The sequence below is a fragment of the Micromonospora sp. NPDC047730 genome, from assembly GCF_043204765.1.
Taxonomy (GTDB): domain Bacteria; phylum Actinomycetota; class Actinomycetes; order Mycobacteriales; family Micromonosporaceae; genus Micromonospora.
In genome coordinates this window covers 1-24,635 of record NZ_JBIDCU010000026.1, presented here as the reverse complement: position 1 = coordinate 24,635, position 24,635 = coordinate 1, and the positions used below count along the sequence as shown (strand labels likewise).

The 24,635-nt window shown below is 68.9% G+C and carries 17 protein-coding genes and 8 pseudogenes; 15 read left to right on the top strand and 10 right to left on the bottom strand.

Annotated elements, in window-relative coordinates; genetic code table 11:
• Positions 1 to 110: 110 nt before the first annotated feature.
• From ACGF5G_RS32850 to ACGF5G_RS32840, 3 genes are all read left to right on the top strand, one after another.
• Positions 111 to 3,716 (top strand): S8 family serine peptidase, encoded by a 3,606-nt coding sequence (locus ACGF5G_RS32850; RefSeq protein WP_393270175.1) that lies wholly within the window; start codon positions 111 to 113, stop codon positions 3,714 to 3,716.
• A 260-nt stretch (positions 3,717 to 3,976) separates the two neighbouring features.
• Positions 3,977 to 4,144: a transposase gene (locus ACGF5G_RS32845; protein WP_393270173.1), complete on the top strand. Its 168-nt coding sequence runs from the start codon at positions 3,977 to 3,979 to the stop codon at positions 4,142 to 4,144.
• Positions 4,141 to 4,266, top strand: coding sequence for a hypothetical protein (locus ACGF5G_RS32840; protein WP_393270170.1), 126 nt, complete (start codon positions 4,141 to 4,143; stop codon positions 4,264 to 4,266). Before ACGF5G_RS32845 ends, ACGF5G_RS32840 begins: the two co-directional genes overlap by 4 nt.
• Here ACGF5G_RS32840 and ACGF5G_RS32835 read toward each other — a convergent pair.
• On the bottom strand, positions 4,230 to 4,553 hold the full coding sequence (locus ACGF5G_RS32835) for a hypothetical protein (protein ID WP_393270261.1): 324 nt from the start codon (positions 4,551 to 4,553) through the stop codon (positions 4,230 to 4,232). The genes ACGF5G_RS32840 and ACGF5G_RS32835 overlap by 37 nt on opposite strands.
• Here ACGF5G_RS32835 and ACGF5G_RS32830 point away from each other — a divergent pair.
• Positions 4,440 to 5,643, top strand: a pseudogene (locus ACGF5G_RS32830) (IS256 family transposase). The gene ACGF5G_RS32835 and the pseudogene ACGF5G_RS32830 sit on opposite strands and share 114 nt — an antisense overlap.
• A 46-nt stretch (positions 5,644 to 5,689) precedes the next feature.
• Here ACGF5G_RS32830 and ACGF5G_RS32825 read toward each other — a convergent pair.
• A pseudogene (locus tag ACGF5G_RS32825) lies at positions 5,690 to 6,141 on the bottom strand (transposase family protein); the annotation flags it as partial.
• A gap of 200 nt (positions 6,142 to 6,341) precedes the next feature.
• Between ACGF5G_RS32825 and ACGF5G_RS32820 the strand changes: the two are divergent.
• The 3 genes and pseudogenes from ACGF5G_RS32820 to ACGF5G_RS32810 form a co-directional block, all read left to right on the top strand.
• A pseudogene (locus tag ACGF5G_RS32820) lies at positions 6,342 to 6,554 on the top strand (DUF4158 domain-containing protein); the annotation flags it as partial.
• Positions 6,555 to 6,577: 23 nt separating this feature from the next.
• The gene (locus ACGF5G_RS32815; protein ID WP_393270167.1) at positions 6,578 to 6,934 is read left to right on the top strand and encodes a DUF4158 domain-containing protein; all 357 of its coding nucleotides are present in this window, start codon (positions 6,578 to 6,580) and stop codon (positions 6,932 to 6,934) included.
• A 93-nt stretch (positions 6,935 to 7,027) separates the two neighbouring features.
• Entirely contained in the window at positions 7,028 to 8,746 is a 1,719-nt protein-coding gene (locus ACGF5G_RS32810; RefSeq protein ID WP_393270164.1) for a leucine-rich repeat domain-containing protein, read from the top strand.
• Between the two features lie 33 nt (positions 8,747 to 8,779).
• Here the strand turns inward: ACGF5G_RS32810 and ACGF5G_RS32805 are convergent, their stop codons facing one another.
• A complete protein-coding gene (locus ACGF5G_RS32805) occupies positions 8,780 to 9,511 on the bottom strand; it encodes a hypothetical protein (RefSeq protein WP_393270161.1) in 732 nt (243 codons plus the stop codon).
• Between the two features lie 235 nt (positions 9,512 to 9,746).
• Here ACGF5G_RS32805 and ACGF5G_RS32800 point away from each other — a divergent pair.
• Positions 9,747 to 9,911 (top strand): annotated as a pseudogene (locus ACGF5G_RS32800) (transposase); the annotation flags it as partial.
• Positions 9,912 to 10,241: 330 nt separating this feature from the next.
• On the opposite strand, the gene ACGF5G_RS32795 reads toward ACGF5G_RS32800, so the two are convergent.
• A complete protein-coding gene (locus ACGF5G_RS32795; RefSeq protein WP_393270158.1) occupies positions 10,242 to 10,898 on the bottom strand; it encodes a response regulator in 657 nt (218 codons plus the stop codon).
• Positions 10,895 to 12,028 (bottom strand): sensor histidine kinase, encoded by a 1,134-nt coding sequence (locus ACGF5G_RS32790; protein ID WP_393270155.1) that lies wholly within the window; start codon positions 12,026 to 12,028, stop codon positions 10,895 to 10,897. Before ACGF5G_RS32790 ends, ACGF5G_RS32795 begins: the two co-directional genes overlap by 4 nt.
• A gap of 186 nt (positions 12,029 to 12,214) precedes the next feature.
• Between ACGF5G_RS32790 and ACGF5G_RS32785 the strand changes: the two genes are divergently transcribed.
• Together ACGF5G_RS32785 and ACGF5G_RS32780 are read left to right on the top strand one after the other, a co-directional pair.
• Positions 12,215 to 12,691: a DUF6326 family protein gene (locus tag ACGF5G_RS32785; RefSeq protein ID WP_393270152.1), complete on the top strand. Its 477-nt coding sequence runs from the start codon at positions 12,215 to 12,217 to the stop codon at positions 12,689 to 12,691.
• Between the two features lie 681 nt (positions 12,692 to 13,372).
• A pseudogene (locus tag ACGF5G_RS32780) lies at positions 13,373 to 14,630 on the top strand (IS110 family transposase).
• A 1-nt stretch (position 14,631) separates the two neighbouring features.
• On the opposite strand, the gene ACGF5G_RS32775 reads toward ACGF5G_RS32780, so the two are convergent.
• Positions 14,632 to 15,018 carry a hypothetical protein gene (locus tag ACGF5G_RS32775; RefSeq protein WP_393270150.1) on the bottom strand — a complete coding sequence of 129 codons (387 nt, stop codon included), beginning with the start codon at positions 15,016 to 15,018 and terminating at the stop codon, positions 14,632 to 14,634.
• Between the two features lie 271 nt (positions 15,019 to 15,289).
• Here ACGF5G_RS32775 and ACGF5G_RS32770 point away from each other — a divergent pair, with 271 nt between their 5' ends.
• The gene (locus tag ACGF5G_RS32770) at positions 15,290 to 15,916 is read left to right on the top strand and encodes a GIY-YIG nuclease family protein (RefSeq protein WP_393270148.1); all 627 of its coding nucleotides are present in this window, start codon (positions 15,290 to 15,292) and stop codon (positions 15,914 to 15,916) included.
• Positions 15,917 to 16,180: 264 nt separating this feature from the next.
• Here the strand turns inward: ACGF5G_RS32770 and ACGF5G_RS32765 are convergent, their stop codons facing one another.
• The gene (locus ACGF5G_RS32765; RefSeq protein ID WP_393270145.1) at positions 16,181 to 17,389 is read right to left on the bottom strand and encodes an MFS transporter; all 1,209 of its coding nucleotides are present in this window, start codon (positions 17,387 to 17,389) and stop codon (positions 16,181 to 16,183) included.
• Between the two features lie 757 nt (positions 17,390 to 18,146).
• On the opposite strand from ACGF5G_RS32765, the gene ACGF5G_RS32760 reads away from it, so the two are divergent.
• The 4 genes and pseudogenes from ACGF5G_RS32760 to ACGF5G_RS32745 all read left to right on the top strand — a co-directional run bounded on the left by ACGF5G_RS32760 (position 18,147) and on the right by ACGF5G_RS32745 (position 21,894).
• Positions 18,147 to 20,114 (top strand): DUF6461 domain-containing protein, encoded by a 1,968-nt coding sequence (locus ACGF5G_RS32760; protein ID WP_393270141.1) that lies wholly within the window; start codon positions 18,147 to 18,149, stop codon positions 20,112 to 20,114.
• A gap of 353 nt (positions 20,115 to 20,467) precedes the next feature.
• The gene (locus ACGF5G_RS32755) at positions 20,468 to 20,578 is read left to right on the top strand and encodes a tyrosine-type recombinase/integrase (RefSeq protein WP_393270138.1); all 111 of its coding nucleotides are present in this window, start codon (positions 20,468 to 20,470) and stop codon (positions 20,576 to 20,578) included.
• Between the two features lie 118 nt (positions 20,579 to 20,696).
• Positions 20,697 to 20,843, top strand: a pseudogene (locus ACGF5G_RS32750) (Type 1 glutamine amidotransferase-like domain-containing protein); the annotation flags it as partial.
• A gap of 109 nt (positions 20,844 to 20,952) precedes the next feature.
• Positions 20,953 to 21,894: an aminoglycoside phosphotransferase family protein gene (locus tag ACGF5G_RS32745; protein WP_393270136.1), complete on the top strand. Its 942-nt coding sequence runs from the start codon at positions 20,953 to 20,955 to the stop codon at positions 21,892 to 21,894.
• A gap of 448 nt (positions 21,895 to 22,342) precedes the next feature.
• Here ACGF5G_RS32745 and ACGF5G_RS32740 read toward each other — a convergent pair.
• The 3 genes and pseudogenes from ACGF5G_RS32740 to ACGF5G_RS32730 form a co-directional block, all read right to left on the bottom strand.
• Positions 22,343 to 22,711 (bottom strand): annotated as a pseudogene (locus tag ACGF5G_RS32740) (ADP-ribosylation/crystallin J1); the annotation flags it as partial.
• Positions 22,712 to 23,047: 336 nt separating this feature from the next.
• Positions 23,048 to 24,241: a hypothetical protein gene (locus ACGF5G_RS32735; protein ID WP_393270133.1), complete on the bottom strand. Its 1,194-nt coding sequence runs from the start codon at positions 24,239 to 24,241 to the stop codon at positions 23,048 to 23,050.
• 310 nt (positions 24,242 to 24,551) lie between these two features.
• Positions 24,552 to 24,635: pseudogene (locus ACGF5G_RS32730) on the bottom strand (DoxX family protein); the annotation flags it as partial.

The following is a 24,635-nucleotide window of genomic DNA, read 5'->3' as shown; positions in this document are numbered from 1 at the left end:
TCGCCATCGCGGCCGCACTCTCCCCATCAGTCCCCGCAGCATCGGCCGCAGGCGAGCCCCGGCCCATCGTCGGGTCGGCCGAGCACGCTCAGGCCCAGCAGTCGGCGACGGTGACGCTCATCTCCGGCGACCGGGTCCGGCTCACCCGCGCGGCGGACGGCCAGCCGATCGCCCAGATGCTGCCCGGAGACGACGGTACGGTCCCCGACCACGAGACGCTCCGCGACGGTGACAACCTCTACGTCTTCCCCGGCACCGCGGCGCAGGCTCTCGCGGCAGACCTCGTCGACCGCGAGCTCTTCAACGTGACCGGCCTCGTCGACCAGGGCTTCGACGACGCCCACGCCGACGCGATCCGGGTCATCGCCGAGTACGACGACGGCAGCCGGACGGTCACCGACTCGACGCCCACGCCGACCGGGGCCAGCGACAGCAGCGCTCTGACCTCGGTCAACTCGCTGTCGTACGCCGTTGACAAGTCGAACGTCCAGGCGGCCTGGGCGGAGTTGACCGACGCGAGCTCGGGCGCTGGCAACGGTCTGGCCAAGCTCTGGCTCGACCGCGCGTTGCGTGCGACACTCGCCGACTCGACCGCGCAGGTCGGCGCGCCCGTCGCCTGGCAGGCCGGACTCGACGGTGCGGGCAGCACCGTGGCCGTCCTCGACACCGGGGTCGACGCGGGTCACTCCGACCTCATCGGCCGCATCAAGGCGAGCAAGGACTTCACCGGGTCCGCGACCGGCACCGACGACCGCGTCGGGCACGGCACGCATGTCGCGTCCACGATCGCCGGCACCGGAGCTGCGAGTGGTGGCAAGGAGCGTGGTGTCGCCCCGGGTGCGGACCTGCTCATCGGCAAGGTCCTCAACGACTCGGGCGCCGGCTTCGAGTCCCAGATCATCGCTGGCATGCAGTGGGCCGTGGCGCACAACGCCGACGTCGTCTCCATGAGCCTGGGCAGCGTCCAGCCGACCACGACCTGTGACGACCCCATTTCCCAGGCCGTCAACGAGCTCTCCGGCTCCAGCCGCAGCCTGTTCGTCATCGCGGCGGGCAACATCGGCTCGTCCCAGAACACGGTCTCGAGCCCGGGCTGCGCCACGTCCGCGCTCACCGTCGGCGCCGTGGACTCCACGAACGCGACCGCGCAGTTCTCCAGCCGCGGCCCGGTGGGTGGCACCCATGTCCTGAAGCCGGAGATCGCCGCGCCCGGCGTGGGGATCCTGGCAGCCGCCGCCGGCGGTCGCGGCCTGTACGCCTACCGGGCGATGTCCGGTACGTCGATGGCCGCGCCGCACGTCGCCGGCGCTGCCGCCATCGCGAAGGAGGCAAACCCCACCCTCACCGGTGCGCAGCTGAAGGACCTGCTCACCTCCTCGGCGGACCCGACCGTCGCCGGAGCCGCACAGGAGGTCGGCGCGGGTCGTCTCGACATCGCGCGGATGCTCTCCCAGAAGATCACCGGGCAGTCCAGCGTCTACGGAGGGGCCTTCGCCTACCCGCAGACCAAGGCCTACGAGGCGAAGAGCCTGACGTACACCAACCGTGGGAACGCTCCCGTCGACCTGCGCCTCTCCGTCGAGCGGGTCACCGGTAACGACGGCCGACCGGTCAACACGCCCCTGCTCAAGCTGCCGCAGCACGTCGCCGTCCCGGCCCGGGCGAGCGTCGTGGTCCCGGTGACCGTCCAGCTCGGGGCGAACATCCCCGACAGCTCGCTCGGCGACATCACCGCCCGCATCGTCGCGACCGACGGTAGCCAGCGGGTCTCGACCGCCTTCAACCTCTACGCCACCGCCCCGTCGGTGACGGTCACGGTGTCCGTCATCGACCGCAACGGCAACCTCGCCGCCAGCTTGTCGTCGGTCGACCTGGTCAACACCGACACGTCCAAGGGGGAGCGGCGCTTCACCAGCGGAAAGGCGCAGACCTACACCGTCCGCCCGGGCCGTTACTTCCTCACGTCGTTCGCGGTGACGCCTACCCCTGGGGCGGCGAACCCGTCGGCTCCAGCGTCGGTGGCGTACCTCGCCCGTCCGGAGGTGACGATCGACAAGGACACCTCGTTCGTCCTCGACGCCCGCCAGGCGCACCCGCTCACGGTCTCGACCGAGCAGCCCAGCGAGCTTCGCTCGACGACGCTCACCTTCGAGCGGCAGTGGCCGAACAACTGGCTGCACGCGGGGACGATGACCACGGGTCCCGGAACGCGCGAGATCTACGCTCAGATCACCGGCAAGGTGGCCAACGGTGACGGATCGTTCGAGTTCGGGCACTGGAGCCGGAGGATCACCCCGCTCGTCTCGTCCATGACGACGTCCGGCGGGCTGGCCCTGCACCCGCTCTCGCCGCGCAGTGGGGTCGGCAACCTCGACGGGCAGGGCACTGCGGAGGCCGTCTCGGTCGGAGCAGGCACCGCCGCCGACTTCGCGGCCGTGAGCGTCGCGGGCAAGGTGGCCGTGGCTCACATTCCGGGCGGCAGCGACTTCCCAATCCAGACGAGGGCTGCGGCTGCAGGCGCCAAGGCACTGCTCGTCTACCGCGACGACCCCGGCACGTGGCTCCCAACCGCCGGCTTCGGCGCTACGCCACTGCCTGTCTACAGCCTGTCCGCCAGCGAGGGCGCCGCGCTCGGCGCTGAGCTCGCGGCAGGTCCGGTGACCATCACATGGTCGGCGCAGGCGAAAAGCCGGTACGCCTACACGCTGGGCTTCTTCTCCGACGGCCAGCTCGTCACGGCCCAGAAGCACGTCGTGGCCGACTCCTCCCTCGGTCGGATCAACGCGACGTACTCGAGCATGGGTGCCACGACCGACTTCGGTGACCTGACGGTGGCCAGGCGTCCGAGCACTGTCGCCTTCGGCATCGGTGGAAGCGACCCCCTCGCCGTGCCGAACACCCGGACGGAGTACCTCACCGCCGATGGCACCCAGTGGTACAAGTCCGTCATCTCGAGCTTTCCGTTCGGCGAGGTCATGAGCGACCGTTTCCGGACCTTCAGGCCCGGCCAGGAGGTCACCGACTCGTGGCACGGCGGGATCCTCGCACCGGGTGTCCGGAACAACAACGACGGCGTGCCGCAGATGATCGGTGAGCGGCAGGGTGAGCTCATCGGTGTCGCTCCGACGATCTGGGCCGACAGCGCAGGGCACTGGGCCGACGCCGGCAGCTTCGGCGACCTGGGCAAGCTCGAGCTCAAGCGCAACGGTGTCACCGTGGGCAAGAGCATCTACCCCTACGACGTCTTCAAGGTCCCGTCAGAGGACTCGACCTACGAGCTGACGTTGACCACGGAGAAGATCGGGGCGCCGGCGAAGTTCTGGAAGCGCTCGACGTTGATCCAGACGTCGTGGACGTTCGACTCGCACGAGGAACCCGACGTCTACAGCCGCCCGCTGCCGATGCTCCTTCCGCGTCTCGACCTGCCCACCGACGGCCTCAAGACGGTCGCCGCTGGGTTGGTGACGATCCCGGCCAGGGTCCAGGCGAACCCGGGCTACCCGGCGAGTGCCATCGAGTCCGCCAGGGTGTGGACCTCGACGGACGGCGGCATCACCTGGGTCCAGGGCACGACGCGCCTGACGTCCTCCGGGGCGGACCTCGTTGTGGACCACTCCGGTGACTCCGGCAAGCAGGTCAGCCTGCGCGTCGAGCTCACCGATGCGAAGGGAGCCAAGGTCTCCCAGACCATCACGCGCGCGTACGACGTGCGCTGACACGTCGAGTGATCGGGAGCCGCTGACCACCACGAGTCCGTCAGCGGCCCCGATCACCCGCGAACGTGGCAGGCGGTCGTGGCTGACGCTGACGTCATGTCGGGGCGCTGGCGTGTGGCGGACGCCGAGGAGTTGTTGGAGGTGGTACCGAGGGCGTTCCGACGCGTCCACCGTCCCCGCAAGGGCGAGCGGCGCAGCTTCGCCGAGACCGACTACTCGCCCTGCTCGATGCCGCTCACCAGTACCTCAAGGCGCCGATCGTGCTGATCTGGGACAACCTCAACACCCACGTCAGCGCCGCGATGCGCGAACTGGCCGCGGCCCGGGACTGGCTCCACGCGATCCAGCTGCCTGCCTATGCCCCTGACCTCAACCCGACCGAAGACGTCTGGTCACACGTCAAACGCAGCCTCGCAACCTCGCCGTGACCGGCGTGGACCAGCTCGCCGCTGTGGTGCAGAACCGGCTCAAGCGCATCCAGTACCGCCCCGACCTCCTGACCAGCTTTCTCGCTCACACCGGCCTGCCCCTCGACCCCGAACCGCCGTAACCCTGATCTTTCAACCTTCTGTAGGGACTGTAAAACGAACGGTGTAACTCCTGATCAAGGAGCAGCACTTGATGACGGATGTCGTGATCACCGAGGTCGATACTGACCAGGTGGCGAAGCGTGGACCGGCGCGGCCGGTGGGAGACGGGGTCGACGATCAGCTCGTCGCCCAGGTGGTGGAACAGGCTCGTGCGGCGGGTCTGCAGCTCACCGGTGAGGGCGGGCTGCTGCAGCAGCTGACCAAGCGGGTTCTGGAAGCCGCTCTGGACGGTGAGATCACCGATCACGTGGGCTATGACAAGGGCGACCCGGCAGGGAAGAACGGTGGAAAACTCTCGCAACGGGGTGCGGGGCAAGACGGTGCTGACCGAGGTCGGCCCGGTGCAGATCGAGGTGCCCCGCGACCGCGACGGCACGTTCGAACCGCAGATCGTGCGGAAGCGTCAGCGCCGGTTGTCCGGGGTCGAGGACATGGTGATTGCCTTGTCGGCAAAGGGATTGACGACCGGGGAGATCCAGGCCCACCTGTCCGAGGTGTATGGCACGGACGTGTCCCGGCAGACGATCTCCACGATCACCGACAAGGTCGTCGACGGGATGACCGAGTGGCAGAACCGGCCCCTCGACCCGGTCTACCCGGTGATCTTCCTCGACGCGGTGCACGTCAAGATCCGCGACGGCAAGGTCGCGAACAGGCCGATCTATGTGGCCTTGGCCGTCACGGTCGACGGCAACCGGGACATCCTCGGACCGTGGGCCGGCGACGGCGGTGAGGGCGCGAAGTTCTGGCTCAGCGTGCTCACCGAGTTGAAGAACCGGGGTGTCACCGACGCGTGCATGGTGGTCTGCGACGGGCTCAAGGGTCTGCCGGACGCGATCGGGCAGACCTGGCCCGAGGCGGTCGTGCAGACCTGCATCATCCACCTGCTGCGGGCGTCGTTCCGCTATGCCAGCCGGCAGCACTGGGACGCCATCGCCAAGGCGTTGAAACCGGTCTACACGGCAGCGACCGAGGCCGCCGCCCGGGAACGCTTCGCCGAGTTCGCGCAGGCGTGGGGCACAAAGTACCCGGCGATCATTCGACTGTGGGAGCAGGCGTGGGCGGAGTTCGTCCCGTTCCTGGCCTTCGACGCCGAGATCCGCACCGTCATCTGCTCCACCAACGCCATCGAGTCCGTCAACGCCCGCATCCGCCGAGCCGTCCGGGCCCGCGGCCACTTCCCGAACGAGGGCGCCGCCCTCAAATGCGTCTACCTCGCGGTGATGAGCCTCGACCCGACCGGGCAGGACCGCCGGCGGTGGACCATGCGCTGGAAACCCGCCCTGAACGCCTTCGAGATGACGTTCGAAGGCCGCCTGACCGCAGGCCGCAAGTAACTCTCAATAACCCGAGTTACACCGTTCGTTTGACAGACCCGGTTGCGTCACCCAAGGCGATGACCAGGCGGGTGTTCGCGTCGATCGCGACTTGCAGGTTGGTCGAGTATCGGTAGTTCTTGCTCTGTGCGGCCAGTCGGTGGTCGCGGGTCGGGATCAGGGTGCCGTCCACGATCGCGATCTGGTCTTTCGGCCGGCGGCGTACCGGTGCCAGCGCGAGCAAGGGTCCGGCCGTGTCGATGACCTGGTGGGCGGCGGAGTGCGAGACTCCGAACAATGGGCCGAGTTGACGCATGGTCAGGTTCGTGCGCCAGTGCACGGCGACCAGCAGAACCCGGTCCGGCAGCGGTCAGGGCCCAGGGGTGTACCGGGCGCCCGTCGGCTATCGCGTCCCCGCCACGGCGAGCGACCAGGCGCACCAGCCGGTGGATCTGCGCCGGGTGCAGCCCGGTTGAACGGATGAATCAACTCCGGGCGGGAAGCCGAGAACACCTGCATTCATCGATGATCCCGAAGTGCGGCTCAGGATGTCTCAGCAACGCCCGAGCCGGTGCCGGATTCTGGCGGCCACGTCAGCGCACAGGTCGCCGAGCCCGTAGACCTAGGGGTGTTGGTAAGGATCTTGCGACCAGGGGCCAAATAGTTGATCTTCGGTTGAGGGCTGTGTTGCAAGGTCGCTACCGCGATGATTGACCGTTGTGAGTCGATCTCCCCTCAACATCGGCGAGCTGGTTGAGCACTGGACGCTCGTGCCCGCCGAGCTGGATCTCGTGGTGGGCAAGCACGCCGAGACGCGCCTCGGGTTCGCGTTGCTGCTGCGGTTCTACGGCCGGTTCGGCAGGTTCCCGCGTGGCCGAGCTGACCTGCATCCGGAGGCGGTGGAGTTCGTTGCCCGCCAGATCAGGACGGAAGCGACTGACCTGGCGTTCTACGAGTGGGATGGCCGCACGATCAAGCGCCACCGCAGGCGTACCTGGAGCGAGAGAAGACCCGGTTCGAGCACCAGTGGGAGATCTGCGAGGTGTACGGGTTCACCGGCTACGCCGACTCGGAGGCGGCGTTACTGGAGTGGGTGGATCAGCAGGCGTGGACGACGGGTGATCAACCAAAGGTGTTGTTCTACGCGGCGGTGGCATGGCTGCGGACCCGGCGGGTGCTGCTGCCGGGTGTGACGACGCTGCGGGACCAGGTGGCCAGCGTGCGCCGGGCGGCGCGGATGCGTATGCACGCGATGCTGCACGCGGCGGTGGCCGGCGAGCAGGCGCATCTGCTGGACAAGATGCCCGTCTAACCCCCGGGAGGCCGCCCGGTTGGAGGGCTCGACCCTTCGCTCCACAATAGACTGTGCGCACGGCTGGCGCGGGCGTACCCTATGATCACCCGCGTGGCGACGCCCGCGACCTACGTGTTCACGTCCTTCGACGATGCCGATACACGCCTGGGCGGCGCGTTGTCCGCCGCGTTCGACGGCAACTACGGCGGCACGCTGTTCTTCGACGGCGACCTGACCCTCGACGGGGACTTCCTGGACGCCGTCCGCGAGATGTCCGCCGCGGACCGCGAGGACGCCGTCGAGCTGATCGTGGTCACCGGCGATCTGACGGTCACCGGGCGGATCGCGCTGTACGACGAGCACCCCGGGCTCTACGTCGCCGGTCGCACCGAGGCCGAGACCCTGGAGGGCGGCGGGTCGGAGATCTCCATCCACGACGGCGCCTTCACCCACTTCGTGTACGGCGAGCACAGCGAGGGTACTCTCCAGGCCGGTACCGTCGACACGCCGTGGGTGATCGAGCGTGACCACCCGGTCGTCGTGACCGCCCCGGGCGCGCGCCTGGTGGACAACTACGGCGACTCCGAGGACGCTGACTTCGCCGGGCAGGCCATCGTCGACGCCTTCGTGCCCGAGGTCGTGGACGCCGACGAGCAGGAGCTGATGCTCGACGTGTTCCTGGACCGGCTGCGGGCCGGGCTGCCGGTGCTGCGGCCCGGAGCCCGGATCGCGTCCGAACGGGCGCGCGACCACGTGTCCGGCGCGGTGGCCGACCGGGTCGAGCACCTCGACCTGACCGGGCGCGACCTGCGAAGGTTCCCCGCCGAGGTGCTGCGAATGCCGTGGCTGCGCACCCTGGTGCTGGACGGCAACCGGATCGGCGAACTGCCCGAGGCGATCGGCAAACTCATCCGGCTCGAGCACCTGTCGGTGTGCCACTGCGGGCTGACCGCCCTGCCCGACTCGATCGGCGACCTGGCTGCGCTCCGGGTGCTGCGGCTGGCCGGCAACAAGATCGGGGACGGGGACGCCCTCGCCCTGCCGGCGGCCGTCGGCCGGCTCGCCGGGCTGGAGGAGCTGGACATCTCCGCGATGTCGGGCGGCCCGGTGCGGTCGACCCCGTGGCGGAACGTGCCCGGGGTGGCGCCGCTGGTGCTGCCGGACTCCTTCGGTGGCCTGGTCGGGCTGCGGCGGCTGGTCGCCGACGGGACCAACCTCGTGTTCCCGGAGTCCGCGCACGGCCTGACCGGCATCGAGGAGGTGTCCATGGCGGCCGGCGGCGGCGGGTACCTGAAAATCTTCCCCGACGCCGTCACGACCTTCCCGAACCTGCGCCGCCTCGACCTGAGCCGCAACTACTTCGACGCGATCCCGGACAGGCTGCTCCGGCTGACCGGCCTCGAGGAGCTCGACCTCGGCGACAGCCTTGGCCTGGTCACGGTCCCGCTGCCGGACCTCGGCCAACTGCCCGCCCTGCGGGTGCTCGGCTTCAGCGGGCGGATCGGCCCGCACCCGGCGCAGCCGGCGCACTCCGTGCTGCGGCAGCTGTTCGGCATGACGCTGGGCGCGCTGAAGGAGCTGCGGATCGACCGGTGGGGCCCGGACAAGGACCGCGGCGAGCTGCGGGCCGAACACCTCGCCGGGATCGGGGCGTTCCGCCGGCTGCGCGTCGTGGACCTGTCCTTCAACAAGCTTGAGGACCTGCCAACGGAGTTCGACGAGCTGCCCGAGCTGGCGGCGGTCGACCTCGGATACAACCGGCTGCCCGAGGCGGTCCGGGACCGGATCACCGCCGCGCATCCGGCGGCCCGGTTCGACTTCCGCTCCTAGACCAGAGCCAACGCCGCCCTGATTCGGTCTCGCCTAGGACTTCTTGCGCAGGACACCCGTCGAGAGCCACTGCACCAGTAGCACGGCGAGGTGCACAGCGGCCTCCGCCTCGTCCTGGTTCTGCCGGCGCGACTTCGGCGCGCCGCCGTGCCGGGAGAGCTGGGCGTGCCACAGCGCCTCCATCATCGAGACGATTGGCCCAACCTCGCTCGGCTGGCCGTCCTTCCCTGGCAGCATCAGCTCCCACTTGTGCGGGGCGTTCTTGCCCAGCTCCCCGATGACCGTCCCGAGGGTGGCCGAGTTCGCCGCGGCCTTCTTCTGCTCGACGAACGGGCAGGCCACCTCCTCCACCGCCCGGATCGCCTCGTTGAAGACCTTGTCCGGGTCGGGGCTCAGGCCGTACGCCGCAGTCCACGCCGCACGTAGGTGATCTGCGGCAGAGGCGGAGGCGCTCTTGATCGCCGTGTCGACGGCAGCCTGCGTCGTGTCATCCACCCGGCGGACTAAGCAGTGCTGCTCGAAGTCGCATCGGTAGAGGGACCCGCCATCCTTCAGCAGAGGGTCCAGGGCAACGAGGGAGCCGACAACGTCCTCCCTCGTCATGCGGTGCTGGTCCCACAGCCGGTCTCCGTCCAACCCCCACGCCGGATGTAGCTGAAGCGCGGCGTCGATGATCGCCAGCAGGTCCTGGCTGGGATCCCTGATCAGCTGGTCCTTGTGCTTCTCGTAGTACCGGGAGTCCTGCCACAGATGAAGTCGGAGCATGACACGCTGCGCCATCGACTCGCTGATGCTTTGGTTCAACCATGCGCGGAGCGGCTGATCCAGCCAATCTGGCACTCCGTCGTGGAGGGTCGTGTCCAGAGGCTTCGGTCACGGGGCGAGGTTACTCCGTGGGGGCGACAGCCCGAACATGCGTTCGAGTGGCCCGTCTAGTAGTGCTTTGTTAGGTCGGTGTGTCGTTGGGGCGTCAGAGGGGTCCGGGTAGTTCGATGTTGCGGTGACTCCTGACGAGCTTTCGGTTGTGCGGCAGCGGCTTGAGGCGTTCGCGGCGGACGTGTTCACCCCGTTGGCTCGGTCGGATCAGCGGGCGAAGGGTGAGACGTATCTGCGGGGGCTGTTGCTGGATGGGCGGCGGAAGTCGATGCAGCCGAGAAGCGGACGTCGCGCTCGATGCCGTCGGCTCGCCGGGCCCGCGTGCCCTGCCGTCGTCGTGCACGACGGCGATCGGTACGACTAGCGCGCCTGCGGGATGTCGGAGCCGTAACGGGTCGGCCGCCGCCGACACGGCGGTCGATCCTTCAGGGCACCGAGCACCGTGACACACGACCGGGACACCGCAGGGCGCAACCTGTGTTGGAAGGGACAGCCGCCGGACGTCCGACGGTGCGCCCGAAGCCAGCGGCATGCCCACTCAACCCGCCCGAGGTGAGTTCCTCGCCTTATCCGGCCCCCCGGCGCTCCTGCTTCCGCGATTCGAGTATGCGGGCGCCGATCAGGTGCCGACGCGGCGTGTCTCGTAGGCCCACATGACGATCTCGACGCGGTTGCGGGCGTTGAGCTTGCGCATCAGGGCGGCGATGTGGGTCTTGACGGTGCTGAGGCTGATGGACAGCTCATCGCCGATCTCGCTGTTGGTCCGCCCGCGAGCGGCAGCCAGCAGGACCTGTTCCTCGCGAGCGGTCAGCGGCTCGACAGGCTCAGGCGGCACCGAGCGCGAGCGGCTGTTCGCGAAGGAGGACAGGAGCCTCGCGGTGATGTTCGGTGCGATCAGGGCGTCGCCGCGGGCGGCGGCATGGATGGCCTGGGTGAGCATCTCGGCGCCGGCGTCCTTGAGGAGGAAGCCTCGGGCGCCTGCCTTCAGCGCGCCGTAGACGTACTCGTCGAGGTCGAAAGTGGTGATGACGACGACGGCCAGAGGATCGGCGACGTCGGCCCCGGCGAGCTGGCGGGTGGCTTCGATCCCGTCGACCTCGGGCATGCGGATGTCCAGCAGGCACACGTCGGGACGCAGCGAACGGGCCATGGCGATCGCCCGGCGGCCGTCGGCGGCCTCGCCGACGACGGCGATGCCCGGTTGGGCGTCCAAGATCATGCAGAGCCCTGCCCTGACGATGTCCTGGTCGTCAGCGACCAGCACGCGGATGGTCATGACGCGCGCGCTGTCCGAGGCAGCGAGGCGTCGACGCTCCAGCCGCCGTCCGGGTCAGGTCCCGCTCGGAGGGTGCCGCCGAGCAGGCTCGCCCGCTCGGCCATGCCGCGCAGCCCGTAGCCGGCGTGCGGGGAGCTGGTCGTACTCGCCTCGCCGTCATCGCGCACTCGCAGGTGCACCTGGCTGCGGGATGCGGTGACGTCGACGGTGACGTGGGTGGCGCCGGAGGCGTGGCGGGTCGCGTTGGTGACCGCCTCGGCGGCGATCAGGTAGAGGGCGGTGCCGACTGCTGGCTCAACGGCCTCGACGTCACCGGAGACCTGCACGCGGACGCCCAGCACCTCTCCGCCGGGACGAGCGAGTCGTTCGACGTCCACCACCCCTCGCCGGGGGGCGAGATCGGCGTCTGTTCCGTCGCGCAGCACGCCCACGAGGGCTCGCATCTCCTTGAGCGTCCGGGACGCCTCTTCCTCGATGGTGACCAGGGTGGCCAGCGCGCGCTTCGGATCTGCGGCGGACAGCGCGCGACCTGCCTGTGCCTGGACGGCGATGGCCAAGACGCGGTGGCCGACCGTGTCGTGCAGCTCGCGGGCGAGTTCGTTGCGCTGGTGAAGCCGCACCTGCTCGATGTCGCGGTCGTGGCTTCTGGTGCGGTAGCGCACTGCCGCGCCGAGCGCGGCCGAGAACAGGAAGAAGCCGTAACCGGCGACCTTCTCCGCGGGTGAGGTCGGGTCCGCGATGAGGGTGACGGGTAGCCAGATGAGGATGATGCCGAGTCCGAGGGCAGCCTCGCGACCTGCTCCCCAGCGCAGCAGGGCGTAGGGCAACACAAGCAGCCCTGCGATGCCCAGCAGACCGGTGGCATCAATGACCGCGATCCTCGCGATGTCGAACGCGAGAACGGCTCCGAAGGCAACGGTGACTGCGGCCAGCGGCCGCGTGCGTCGCCACAGTAGGCACGCCGCGACCACGACGCTGACACCGACCAGCAGCGGCGCCCATGCCCTGTCGTCGCGCAGCAGTACCTCGACGAGCGAGATCGCGACAAGAGCCGAGGACAGCGCCCAGTCCCGCCAGACCCGCACCGGCGGGCGTGCGGGGCGAGGCTCAGCCCAGATCCCAGCAAGCATGCTTCCCCCTCCCGGACAACGTAAGGGGCCCGCCGCTTGGGCGGATCAGTCGAAAGTACTGCGGATGTCCCGTGCCTGCGGCCAGGACAGCTCGAGCCCGCAAGCGGAGGTGGTGCCCGTCAACGCTGGTCATGGTTAAGACATCGAGTGAGCCGACCTGGCTGACGCCAGCACACAGGAGACGTGATGACCAGAAACGACAGACCAGTCGGTGCGCTCCAGGAAGCGCACATCCCGGTCCAGGCGAAGCTCGCCGCGGCCTGGGCCAGCTTCATGTTCCTCTACATCTACGTCGACTACCTCGCCCTGTACAAGCCCGGCTTCATCGACGACATCCTGGTCGGCGTCGTTCATGAGTTCGACACCGGCCCTACCTTTGTCGCCCTTGCGCTCACGCTCGTGGCCATCCCGATCCTCATGATCTTGCTCTCCACGACACTCCCCGCCCGTGTCAACCGCGCCACCAACCTCGTCGTGGCAACGCTCTACGTCCCCGTCTCGGTGTACAACGCGGAGGGCGAGTCCTGGACCTACTTCTACTTCTACGGCCTCTCCGTCGGACTCGAGCTGCTGCTCCTGGCCTTCATCCTGCGCGCCGCATGGACCTGGCCCCGGACCATTCGAGCCACCGCCGGCCGCGACCTCGCCCAGGCCGGGGTGTGACGCTCGAGGCAGGCCCGGTGTGCGGGGTCGGTGACAGCGGCTCCGGCAACAGCGACCGCGAGCAGCAGCACGATCCAGAGCGGGACGGCGCCGACGTCGCGCAGCACCACTGAGTCGCCCGCCCCGTCGGTGAACAGCAGCGTGAGCACGAACAGCACGGCGCCGAGGACGGCCTCGGCCGCCCTCGGCCAGCGCGTGAACGGGCCTCGGTGCACTGGATCAACGTAGGCGCGTCCGGGGCTGCCGTCGCCGTCCCGCACGGGGACGTCGGTCCCCGTTACCTAATGAGCCTCGGACGGCCCGCCGTAGTCCATGGGATGCCTGCCCGTTACCTGGCCTCTGAAGGTCTCCAAAAGATCGGCAGCGTGGGCTCGGCGAGCCGTTCAGGTGGTGGTCCGGCTCACCGAGGACATGCCTGCACACCTCTGGACCGCGGCAGGTCTCGTGCAAGACGGGCGGATCTCGGTGGTGCCGGACCACCTCACGGCCTTGGGCAAGATGTTGATCGTGGTTGCAGCCCGCCCGCACGGCGAACACCTCGCATACCGGGAGCCGACGAGCTCTGACTGCGAAGACCGGGACCGTGCGGGTCGCTGGGATCGCGAACGGCTCATCGGAGGGTAGGCCACAGAGCCTCGTCATTAGGGCGCCACGCGTTTCCGCCAGGGTTGCGCACCTGTACTGACAGATGAGGAGGAGTTGGAGTTGACGGTGTACTGCGGCATCGACTGGGCGGAACGGCATCACGACATCGCTCTGGTCGACGAGCACGGTCACCTGGTCGCCAAGGGCCGTATCGGCGATGACCTGGGACGGATTCACCACGCTGGTGGAGATGCTGGCCGCCGCCGGTGACAGCGCCGACCATCCGATCCCGGTGGCGATCGAGACGCCGCGCGGGCTGCTGGTCGCGGCGCTACGCGCGAGCGGACGGCGGGTGTACTCGATCAACCCGATGGCGGTGGCCCGCTACCGGGAGCGGTACTCGGTGTCACGCAAGAAATCCGACCACGCCGACGCGGTGGTGCTGGCCAACATCCTGCATACTGACGCCCATGCCCACCGGTCGCTGCCGCACGACAGCGAACTGGTCCAGGCCGTTGCCGTGCTGGCCCGGGCCCACCAGGACGCCGTCTCGCGGCGAACCCGGGCCTCGAACGAGCTGCGGTCGCTGCTGCGGGAGTACTTCCCCACGTTCCTTGCCGCGTTCAACGGCAGGAAGGGCAACCTGACCAGTGCGGACGCCCGGGCTGTGCTGGCCATCGCACCCACACCGGCAGCTGCTGCAAAGCTGTCCACGCCGCGGATCGCTGCCGCGCTGCGTCGCGGCGGCCGCCGACGCGGCGTCGAGGACCTGGCCGCCGAACTGCAGCAGGCGCTACGCCGTCCGCAACTGCGCCAGCCGGCCGTCGTGGAGGCAGCGATGGGCACCCAGACGCTGGCACTGCTGGCGACACTGAACGTCGAGTGCTCCAGTGTCGACCAGCTTGCCGAGGCCGCCAGCGAAGCGTTCCGCCAGCACCCAGACCACGCGATCGTGACCAGCTTTCCCGGCCTGGCCGACGTGACCGGCGCCCGCGTCCTGGCCGAGATCGGCGACGATCGCGCCCGGTTCGCCGATGCCCGCGCGTTGAAGGCCTACGCCGGCGCGGCCCCGGTCACCCGCGCGTCCGGGCGCAGCATCTCCATCACCCACCGCAAGGTCAAAAACGATCGGCTCGCCGCTGCCGGCTACCTGTGGGCCTTCGTCGCCGCCACCCACGCCGAACCCGCCAAGCAGCACTACCAACGCCGCCGCGACCATGGCGACCGGCACCCCGCGGCGCTACGAAACCTGTTCAACCGGCTCCTGGGCCGCCTCCACCACTGCCTGGCAACCGGTCAGCGATACGACCCTGCCAAGGCATTCGGGGCGCGGAAAGACACCGCTACCGCGTGAATCACGACCAGCTCTGTGCCTTTCGCCACGTCACGTACTCATCGAAGATCTTAGCCAGACCGCCATGCTCTGTTCGTCGCTGCAGATACTCGTCAAGCAGCCGAAACAGCGCTTCGACCGCCACCCGGTTGAGCTCAGCCTCCGCCTCAAGCTGCTCGCGTTGCGGCGGCCCATCCGGGAACGCCTGGTGCAGCACCAGCGCCTCCCAGATCAGATTGTCTCCGCGCCCACAGCGGGCCACCAGCCACTCCCGGAAGCCTGCAAGCAGCTGCCAGTCGTTGCCGGCCTCGCAGCCTCGGATGAAGACCGTGAAGTCGTGAAACGAGCCGTCCAGCGTGAACATCCCCGGGCGTCGATGCACGTCCGCAAAGAGCTTTCGGTAGTCCATTCCGCCATCCAACCAACCCCGCCACTTGACCCTTGAGGAGATCGGAGGTCTTTTTGATCGTCCCCAGCCGGGGACTGCTCGGTCGCCCGGCCCGGTATGACTTACTTCCCCTGTCGTACGCATGATCCGGGGGGTGTTGTCGCCGGGTCGGGTGGCGTCGACGGACCGCTGATAGGGACACGGCCACCTGCGGTGTTGGGGTAGGTCTCTTCGTAACGTGGCTGCCGGCAGTCCGACGCCTGGACCAGCGGCCCGGGGCCACGGACGATGCGTGGAGGCGGGTCTGGTGCGCGACGGATATGGCGTGTCGATGACCATTCCCGAATGGCGACCCGACCACGTCCCTGGCGACGAAGCTTGGGTCGAAGAGGTCCTGCGGCTGCTCTCCGGCGTGCCGGTCGGACTCGATGTCGCTGTCAAGCGGCTCAGCCCTGGCAGCGGTGTCTACGCCTGGTGGGCTGCTCCCTCTGTCTTTCCCGACCTCCCCGGGCCGCCGAATGAGAACGCCCCGTCGCTACGACTGCTGTACCTCGGACGAGCGACCAGCCTGCGCGGGCGTATCCTGCGCAACCATCTGAGGCGTTCGGGCAGCTCGACGCTGCGCCGTACCTTGGCCGGGCTTCTGCTCGCCGAGGGCTACCGGACAACCTGGACCGACCGTGTCGTCCTGGTTGCTGAGGATGAGGCACGGCTGACCGCGTGGATGCACACGCACCTGCGCTTGACCTGGGCGGAAGACGCGGAGCCGGCGACCGTCGAGGCCGAACTTGTCCGGCGTGTGCACCCGCCGCTCAACGTGCACGGTGTCGACCCCGAGCACCTTCAGCCGGCCGTGGTCGCCGCCAAGAACTCATACAACGCCAGCAGCCGTCCCGCCGAGCCCTCGCGAACGCCGTAACTGGTTACGCGGCATGCGTACACGTGCGTGCTTCGGCGAGCCCGAGAGCGTCAGCACCCAAGACCCCGCTTCGCAGGCCGGCAACGTCCGCTCATCCAGCGTAGGCAGCCGAATTGAGAGCGACAGCCCGGGCGCCTCAACCGAAGCCTGGCCGGGCCACGGTCGCAGGTCAATGAAACAAGTAGCCGAATTGCGAACGCCACCAAGGCGGTGTTGCCTGCTGATCCTCTGGCTTCGCTGCGGGCATCTTCATGGGACCGTCGATCATCTGGTGCCACTGATCCCTTGTTGCGGGTTCGTCGACCCTGCCGCAATGAGCGCGGCGAGCAAGGCAGCACCAGAGCCGAGGATCATGAGTACCGACGGCGACGTTGCGTCGACCACGACGCCGCCGAGGATCGCGCCGAATGCGATGGTGGCCTGGAACGACGATGTGAACAGTACGGACGCGGCCTCGGTCGCGCCCGCAGCCGTGAACCAGGACTGCGAGCAGATCGGCACGGCTCCGTAAGCGACGCCCCACAGAGCGAGCAGCATCATCGCGCCGATCGTTGTGGCGCCGAACTCGGGCAGCAGCGCAGTGGCCGAGGCGAGTGCGGCGGCGCCGGTGATCAGGGTGGCCCGCAGCCGTCGCCGCACGCTCGCGCCAGCCACGAAGTTGCCCACGACGCCGCCGAGGCCGTATATCAACAGAAACGGGGTCACCGAGCCGACGCCCGTGACCTGTTGCAGGAACGGGGTCAGATAGGTGTAGGTGCCGAAGTGCGCAGTCACGACGAGGACCGTCAGGATCACTGCGGTGCGGCCGGTGCGACCGGACACCAGGTCCAGCAGCGCGGTGAACCTGACCGGTAGCTCCGCTGGCAGCGGGGGCAGAACCGCCATCAACGCCACCAGCACGATCACACTCAACGCGCCGAGCACGACGAATGCGGTGCGCCAGCCACCGTACTGGGCGATGAAGGTCCCCGCCGGAAGGCCGAAGACCGATCCCACCGGCACGGCCGAAAAGATCACCGCAGTTGCCACACCCACCTGCTCGGGCCGCACCAGCCGTACGGCAAGACCGGCACTGATCGACCAGAAGCCACCGATCACGATTCCGACGAGCGCTCGGGACGTCACCATGACGGGATAGGAGGTCGCGGTGGCAGCCAGCAGGTTCGCGACAGCCAGCAGGAGCATCAGGCCGCACAGCAGAAGCCGCCGGTCGAGCCGGCCGACGGCGACGGCGACCGTGGGTGCCGACAGCGCCGCCAGCACGCCCGGCATGGTCATTGTTAGACCAGCCGTGCCGTCGGAGACACCGAACGTGGACCCGATCGAGGTCAACAGGCCGATCGGCAGAATCTCGGCGGTGACGATGGCGAAGATGCCGATCGCCACCCAGACGACGCCCAACCAGCCGAGCAGAGGCGGCCTGTGATCGGTACGACGCGCACTGGCGGTCGAAGATGTAGTGAAGATCGACATTCACCAAGTCAACGATGAGCGACGAGCGGTTGCTGGCGGCTTTCAGCCGCGACCGTCGACGGGTGACCTGCGTCGCCGTGACCGCATGGTCGCGGCGCGGGCCGGCGCCCTCATCTGATGCACGATGGAAGTCGCCGGTTCTGCCGCCGTCCGGCTGTCGCCCTGAGGCCTGTCGACGCCAAGCACGAGGGCAGGCCGCATCGATGTGTGGCTCTGGTTGTCGTCGTGGTGGCGGCGGTCTGGACCCCGCGAGCTGAGACCCGAATCCCACCCGGCAAACCTGTGAGCAGGGTTTCCTGAACGGTGACCTCTTCGGCGCGTCCGAAGGCGTCAGCATTGGTGACTCCTGCTTGTCAGCCGGGCGACGTCCGCACATGCCGATGAGCGCGACTCGCCGCAGTGTGGCGCGTCCTGGGAAGGCTGGTCGGGAACGCGAAAACTGTCACCGACTGTAAGATCATCGATGGCTAGAATGTGCCGTCCTGTACAGGCGGGCGGCGGGGGTGCTGTGGTCGAGATTCCTGATGCGGTATTGGCGGATTTGTCGGGTCCGGTCGCCGCTGCGTTGCCGTTCATCGTTGCCCGTGTTCCGACAGCACCGGCGGCCGAGCTCGGCCGGCTGCGGGCACTCGCTGACGGCGAAACCTGGCCGATCCGGGGATCGGCCGTCCGGCACCCGGCGGTGGCCCAGTTCCGCTCCGGCGTGGCCGGATCGGGCAGTTCGCCGGTGCGAGAAGCGCTCGGCTCGCTGCCTCCCTTGCTGATCGAACGCCTGCTCGGCGCACTGGAACTGACCGTGCGGGAACTGGACCTGGCCGGTGCCCCGGACCTGACCGGTCTCCTGGGCGAGCCGTGCACCGGCACGTTCGGCATCGCGAGCATGAGCGGGCAGAGCGAGGCGGTTACCGGCGTAGCCGTGCTGGAGCAAATCCGGCCCGGCGCGGTGCCACTGGTCGCCGCGCTGGCCCGCCGGCTGGCCTCTCACGCGCGAGTGGCCCCCCTGCTGGCGGTGGCGCCTGCAATCACCGACGAGCGGGGGATCGCCGCAGCGCACGGCGCGGCACAGCTCGCGCTGGCCGTGACTACCACCGTCGCCGTCCTGCACCGGGTGGGCATCCACCCCTGGGCCATCGAACCACCGGCGGTGCTCGGCGTCGCGATCGGCACCGCAGTCTTGCTGCTACGCGAAGCCCCGATGCCCGCCGGTTACGCCGCTGCGGTCCTCGACCGGGCCCGGGCGGAGTACCTGCTGCCCCGCCAGACCAGCGGGTCGGCACCAGTGTTCGGGCACCGGTTCGCGCTGCTGGAGGACGCTGGCGTCCCAGAGGCCGACTTCGGCGGCAACGGGCTGGTCGCGGTCGTGCCGGGCGGTGCGGTGATCCGCACCGGCGTCGAGACCGGGCACGTCCGCATCGGGTTGCGGATCCTGGACGGGCCACCGCCGGACGTCGCGACCGGATGGGAGGAAATCGTCGAGGTCAGCTGGCGGGCGGCCGTCGGCGGCGCCTCGGTGGTCGGACCTCACACGAGCGACTCGCACCTGCGCCGGGTCACCCCACCCTGGCCGGGCGACTACCGGCTGCGCGTGCACGCCCGCGGTAGGGACGACACCGACGAACGCGACGCCGAGTACTACGAGCTGGTGGTGTGGCAGGCGCCCGCCGCGCCCGAGATCGTGTATTCCCGTAGAGACCGGCTCGGCCATCGGCTGCGCGGCGAGCCGGAGCCGGCGCGGCCCGACCAGCCCGAAACCGCCTACCGATGGCTGCGCCACAGCACCCTCGGGGAGGCCGCGACGGTCACGGTGGTGACCGGGACGAACGTCGCGGACGTACTGCGCGCCTTCGGCGCGGACCCGGCCCGACCGGAGTCGATGCGGGCCATCAACGATGACCTGATGCGCCGGCAGTCGATCGATCCGTGGGTAGCGATGCTGGACGTCGGCGACGCCGTGCTCGCCGTCGAGTACAACGGTTGGCAGGGTTCGACCGCGCCCGTGCTGACCCGCGTGTCCGCCGGCGGGCGGGCCGCCAGCATGTTCTGGAACATCAACGCCGTGACCCGGCTGTCGTTCGCCGAACGCGGCGAGGTGCTGCTGCGGGTGGAACCGTTCGGCGACGTCGACGCGCCACCACCGGTCACCGCGACGCTCGCCGACCTCGACTTCGCCGACCACTACCGCAACAAGCGGCTGATGGGCCTGGTCGCGGTACAGCGATTCACCGGCCACGGCATCACTGCCGAAGACCTGGCCCGGATCGAGGCCGCCGACATCGGTTTCCGGATCGTGCCGGACCTGCCCACGCTGTACCCGCGCCGGCCGAAACCCGGCGGCAAACGCCTCGGCCCCGCCTTGCCCGAGGTCACCGCGCCGGGGATTCCCGCCGAAGCGCTGACCGCCCTACCCGAACCCGAACTGCGGGACCTCACCTGGTGGATCGCCGCGGAGGCAGCCCGCTACGCAGGCCTCGGCGACGACCCGGACATCGCCGCCAGCATCGCCGCCCGCACCCTGACCCCGGACGCGCACCTACGCGCCCGCCGATCCCAACTCGACGACGGCGAACACCGGTGGGTCTGGCTCGCCCTCCACCGCGCGACCAACCCGGACCCCGTCGCGGCGGCCACGGACACCATGCACGCGGCCCGCTACGCCGCCGGCCCGCATGCGGCGAACCTGGTCGCCAACGCCCAGGCCTGGACCATCAGACCCACTGCACAATGACGGCCCAGCCGCCGCCCGGATCTGCCGCTCCGGACCAGCGGGCCCATCCTGCGCAACACCCTCGGCGTACGGATTGACAGACACGCCGCCACCCGCCGGCTCAAGCACCTTGCTCAGGCCGCAGGCATCGTCGGGGGCTTTCCGGCACGGTACGCATCGGCGCGTATCCGAGCGCTGTGCGTACCGTTTGCGCCTGCCCTGGTCGCGCTGGCCCGCGACCATCCCGGGCTCGACCTGGTGGTCACCGAACTGGACATCGCGGCGCTGCGCCACACCGGCCGCGACCACGGCGACGAACAGGCAGGTACGCCGGGCTGTGATCGATCGGCGAGCTCAGGCCGCAGGGCATCCGGATGCCGAGGATGCACCCTCACATGCTGCGCCACACGTTTGTGACGACGATGCTCGACGCCGGCGTCAGCCGGCGTGACGTGCGGATCGCCGCCCGCCACGCCGACCCGTGAACCACCATGCGCTCTGACCGAATCCGCAAGAACCTCGACCGGCACCTCAACTACATCCTGGCCGCGTACATGGCCTCCGGGACATAGCCAGCGCTCGCGGCTTTGTCGATGAGCGGACGTGCTGTTCGACTGGTACGTCAAGCCTCACCTCGACTCCCCGTCCTTCCCAAACCGCGACGAGGCATGGGCGGACCGGCTTGCGGCGAGCGTGGACTTCCCGCTCTACCTGCTCGACGACGACTCCGCGATCCGGGTCCGCGGCGACAAGGTGGACGTCGTCTCGACCGGGCGCTGGCGGCTGGTCGGGCGACGGTGCCGAGCCTGTCGCGCGAAAATCGGAGGACACCCGCGGTCGCCGACGGGAGGATGGCGGCATGACGATGCACGCCGACCAGCTCCACGTCGACGCGCAGACCGTCCGCCAGCTGGTCGAGGTGCAGTTCCCTCAGTGGCGCGGACTGCCGGTCACCGAGCTGCGCACGCCTGGGACCGTGAACGCGATCTTCCGGATCGGCGACGACCTGGCCGCCCGCTTCCCGCTGGTCGGTCACGACCCGGCGCAGGCCCGCGGGTCGCTGGCGGCCGAGGCCGAGGCCGCGCGTGAACTGGCCGACGCCGCCACCGTGCCCACCCCGGAGCCGGTGGCGCTCGGGGAGCCGGGCGCGGGCTATCCGCTGCCGTGGAGCGTCCAGACCTGGCTGTCCGGCCACGACGCGACGGTCGAGGACCCTGCAGGGTCGAACGCGTTCGCCCATGACCTGGCCGAGCTCATCGCCGGGATGCGCGCCGCCGACACCCGTGGGCGACGCTTCGACGGCGTCGGTCGCGGCGGGCACCTCCCGGACCACGACGAATGGCTCGAGACATGCTTCCGGCAGAGCGAGGACCTGCTCGACGTACCCCTCCTGCGGCGGATCTGGGCAGAGCTTCGGACGCTGCCCGAGGTCGACGAGGACACGATGTGCCACCGCGACCTCATCCCGCCCAACGTCCTCGTCGAAGACGGCCGTCTCGTCGGCGTCCTGGACGGCGGCGGCTTCGGCCCGGCGGACCCGGCGCTCGACCTCGTGGCGGCCTGGCACCTCCTCGACGAGCACCAGCGCGGCATCCTCCGCCGCGAGCTCGGATGCGGCGACGTCCAGTGGCGGCGCGGGATGGCTTGGGCGTTCCAGCAGGCGATGGGGCTGGTCTGGTACTACCTCGACTCCAACCCGACGATGAGCCGGTGGGGCAGGCGCACCCTGGACCGCATCGTCGATGCCTGGGCTGCCCGAGCGAGGACGATTCCCCTCCTAGAGTCTGACCGAGTGCGGTGAGCGTGAACGCACTCATCTGCCGCGAGGTGCGCGTTGGGCCGCTCGCCGATGTCGGCTAATCCTCGAAGTCGAACGCGAAGGTGCCCGCCTCGATGCGGTCGATGAGCTCGCCGACATCATCGGCTTGCCGGATGGCGTTGTCCCATCCGCTGCTGGTGATGTCGACCAGCAGTACCGGTGCGGGGTCGCTGCGCAGGTCGAGCACGAGTTGTTCGCGGGATCCGTCACCGCCGATGATCGCGATGCCGGGGTACGCGTCGGTGCTCTCGTCCCATACGTGGTGCAGTTCAAGCATCTCGCGTGGCGTGTTGAGCCAAACATAGGTTCCGCCTGTCATCCACCCTCGCCGGAACCACGACGCACCTTGCAGGTAGGCCCGCCACGCGGCCGGTAGTGCTCTGCCCAGCGCGTGGTGGGCGTCGGTGAACTCCTGGTCGCCCACGGGACCGCGGTAGTCGGCTTCCTCGATGATCGCCCCGACGATGTGGGCGTTGAGGTCGGCAAGCTCCTCTGCGGGGATCCAGTACTCCAGCACGTCGCGGCCACCGACCTGATGAACCTCGTAACGGTTCAGGTACGCACGCTGGACCTCGAACCGGGTCACGTAGCCGATGCCACCGGCAGGGACATTCCACTCGCGTGCGATCTTTGTGGCGTACCAGCGGTTGAGTACCGGATAGAAAATCGGCTGGTCCGGCAGGCGTGGTGGCCAAGCGCGCCATCCGGACGCCGCGACAAGGTCGAGTTCGGCCTGTCCGGTGGGCCGCCACAGGGTGATCGTGTCGGAGGCGTCGATGGGTCTGCTCCCTGCAACCATGGTTATCGCGTGACGTGGCGAGCCACGCCTGAAACTTTCTGATGCTGGCGGCCCCGGACGTTACCGCGGTCAGTTCGATCAGGTCGATGGCACATGGAACCCAGGTGCACGGATCTGCCGCGAGCGGGCGTCAGGGGGCCGCACCTGCGAGACCGACACCGTCAGGCGACCGCTCGTGCCGAGATCAGCGCAGCCGATCATTCCAATGTTCGTAGGCGTCCCGCTGAGAATCTTGTGCGCGGCATGGCCGACCACAGCCCACGCCGAGGCGATGATGTCGTACGTCTTTGCCGCCCAAACCGCGATGCGCAACTTCGCACGCGCCCAGCGTCGAGGTTAGGTGCGCCTGTTCATGGCGGCCTGGATCTTCAGCCATGAGGGGTCGCTGTCTGACGCGTCGGTGACCGTTTCCAGCTCGCCGGGCTGCCAGGTCCGGTTTCCGTCGGTGAGATCAAGTTGGTCCATGTCGATGACCGAAGCCTCAGAGGTGCCGGCAAGGAACTCGGCCACTGCGGCAGTTGACGCCTCGGTGGGGCCGGCCCGTTCCCCCGAAAGCACCAGAAGCGTGCCGTCGCGGCCGGCAACGATCAGTTCGCCTGGGGCGGTGGCCGCCAGGGCGGTCACCATCGAACCGGGCAGCACCTCATACTCGGCCACCTGTTTCCCGTCGATCTCGAACTCGATGACGGCACCGTCCGGCGTACCGATCCAGAGAACACCCGGAGATGGCCCGAACGCAACGTTGTGGCGCGACCAGGCACGCATTCTGTCCAGCCACTCCTGCGGGTACGGGTACCCCGGACTTGGGTCCCCGAGTGTCAGGCCGAGAACGCGGCGCAGCGAAGGAAACTCGAACACCTCCAGCGAGTTGTCGTAGGCGTTGCCCCGCACCGCGAAATGCCGCCCGTCCGGGCTAAAGATAGGTGTCTCGTAGCCGTCGCAGTCGAGGACCAACGCCCGGCGCATTGGCCGCAGCACCGGCTCGGTGTCTCGAGAGAAGAGCACCAGCGTGGCACCCTGATCGCTTTGCAGAGTGGCCAAGAGGCCACCGCCCGGATACGCCGCGACACCGGTGTCCCAACGAGGGCCGACTGCGGTTGTGCCGGAAGCGAGGTGGAGCGTGATGGAGGACTCCCAGCCTTCCTCTCCGCCGCCGGGCGACAACCAGAGCGTCTGACCGTCCGGACTGAACGCCACTTCCCGTTGGTACTCGGTCGGCGGAACACCATCGATCGCGGTGATGCCCGAAGGAGTCCAGCAGGCCGTGCTGTGGCCGTCCGCTATGACCAGCTGCGGCTCACCCGGATGCCAAGCGGCAGAGGGTGTCCGCTTGAACCGGTCATAGCCGATGGCGTCGTAGACGGCCGAATCCGTACCGACACCGCCAATCTCACGCAGCTGCCCGACCGCGTACTCCCAGATCCGGATCGCCGGGCGTTCGGTGTCCCAACCGGCTATCAACGGCAGCCTGGGGTGGCAGAGCAACCGCTCGAGCGTCGCTTCGGACCGCATCTGTGCCAAGGTTTCCACCGCCACACCGTATGAGAAGCGCCCACAGACGGGCATGCCGGGCTGGCGGCTATAACCTCGAACTCGCCGATCTGCCGCAGCTATCCGGATCTGCCGCGAAGCGCTCGTCACCGAGGGGGATGTCGGCGCCGGTCGCCGGCGTCCGGTCATGTCGATGATCGGATGCCATTCGCTCATCGGCATAGCGCACCGGCCGTCCACCGGCGACGTGCCGGTTCGGACGCGAGTGCAGCGGTTCACGCTGTCAGACACGTTGGTAGGCACCGACGCCGATATGACCTTCAGCGCCGACCCCCGCCCACCAGTTGCATCAAGCGTCCGGATGGTAGGCGAGGTTGACGGTGAGTGCGGCCAGAGCGAGTCCGAAGAAAAGTGCCCAGGCGCCGAGTCGGAA